Source organism: Rhizobium sp. PDO1-076, from assembly GCF_000247475.1.
In the GTDB taxonomy this organism is placed as follows: Bacteria; Pseudomonadota; Alphaproteobacteria; order Rhizobiales; family Rhizobiaceae; genus Allorhizobium.
On sequence record NZ_AHZC01000256.1, the window covers coordinates 1 to 1,676 of the forward strand.

General features: G+C 56.5%; 2 protein-coding genes. Both read left to right on the forward strand.

Features of this window, described 5'->3' with window-relative positions; translation table 11 throughout:
- Positions 1–825: plasmid partitioning protein RepB (gene repB / locus PDO_RS14540; RefSeq protein ID WP_007603043.1), on the forward strand; the 825-nt coding region annotated here is incomplete at its 5' end.
- 168 nt (positions 826–993) lie between these two features.
- Positions 994–1,676: plasmid replication protein RepC (gene repC, locus PDO_RS14545; protein WP_007603044.1), on the forward strand; the 683-nt coding region annotated here is incomplete at its 3' end.

The window sequence follows — 1,676 nt, forward strand, 5'->3', positions numbered from 1 at the left end:
AAGGGGAGGACCGTTGTCGAACTCGATCCCGGGATCATCGATGACTCGTTCGTTCGGGACCGCCTCGAAGACGACCCAGCAGATTTCGATGAGCTCCTGTTAGCAATCAGAGATCGCGGGCAGGACACTCCTATCCTTGTGAGGCCGCACCCGTTCGCCTCGGGGCGATACATGGTGGTATTCGGGCACAGACGCCTTCGGGCGGCAAAGGCGCTCGAGCGGAAAGTCCGTACGATCGTCAAAGACCTCAAAGACAGTGATCACCTCGTCGCGCAGGGTCAAGAGAACTCCGCACGGGCAAACCTGTCGTTTATCGAGAAGGCAATGTTCGCTGCCGAGATCGCCCGTCGTCAGTTCGATGGCGACAACGCGATTGTCCTTTCCGCCCTGTCTATAGACCGAGCAACCCTGTCGAAGATGCTGGCCGTCTCAACCATTCCCAAACTGGTGCTTGATGCCCTCGGTGCTGCCAAGGGTATAGGCAGGGATCGCTGGTATGAACTCAAGAACCTGCTGGAGCGTCCATCGACCCTTGAGAAGGCGTTGGACTTCATTGAGACAGCCGACTTCAAAGCAAATGGCGGCGACGACCGTTTCAATGCACTACTGGCTTTCTTGAAGGCCGTCGGGAAGCAGGCCAGTCCTAAGCCGATGAGAACCCAGAAGTGGTCGTCAGAAGACAAAGCTGTATCAGCCTACATTAAGGCGGACGCCAAAACATACACCTTTGCCCTGAAAGCACGGGATGCCACCGGCTTCGGCGACTTCATCGCTGACAACCTAGGTGACTTGTATCAGGCTTACCGGAACAAATTGGATCAATAAGGAGAGTAGACGGCAAAAAGAAAAAGGCCCCCAAACGACCAAGTCGTGGAAGCCCTTCTCGTATTCCCTAAGCAAGATCGAGAATCGCATTTCCATGAATCCCAGTCAAGAGTCTTTGGCATCGTTTTGGTGAGCGGATTTCTTTTGCCTGAAGAAAGGTGAAGGAATATGCAGACGAGAAATATAACGACGCCCTTTGGGCGGCGGCCGGTGGTGCTTGCGCTCGTAAAGAGGCAACTCCAGACGTCCGAGACGAAACCAAATCGCCCGGTCGAAAAATGGAAGGTGTTTCGCGACGCCTGCGAAGCACGTGAACGGCTTGGCCTCCAGGACAGGGCACTGACTGTTCTCGACGCACTCCTGACGTTCTATCCGGAAAGTGAGCTCAACTCCGATAATGGATTGGTGGTCTTCCCATCCAATGCCCAGCTCTCGGTAAGAGCGCACGGCATCACAGGAACGACCTTGCGCCGGCACCTGGCTGCCTTGGTCGAAGCCGGCCTCATCCAGCGCAGGGATAGTCCGAATGGCAAACGCTACGCTCACCGGGACAAGGGTGGCGACATCGAGCAGGCCTTCGGGTTCGATCTTTCGCCACTTTTGGTTCGCGCTGCAGAACTGGCGAGCTTGGCACAGGATGTCGCTGCCGAACGCCTGCGGTCCCGAAGAGCGAAAGAGGCGCTGACTATCTGCCGGCGTGATGTGCGCAAGCTGATTTCCGCCGCGATGGAGGAGGGGGCTGACGGCAATTGGGACGCGATCGAAGACATGTATGTCGGCATAATCGGCCGTCTCCCCCGCAATCCAGGCCGTCACCATGTGGAAGCAATCCTTGACGAGATGCAGCTTCT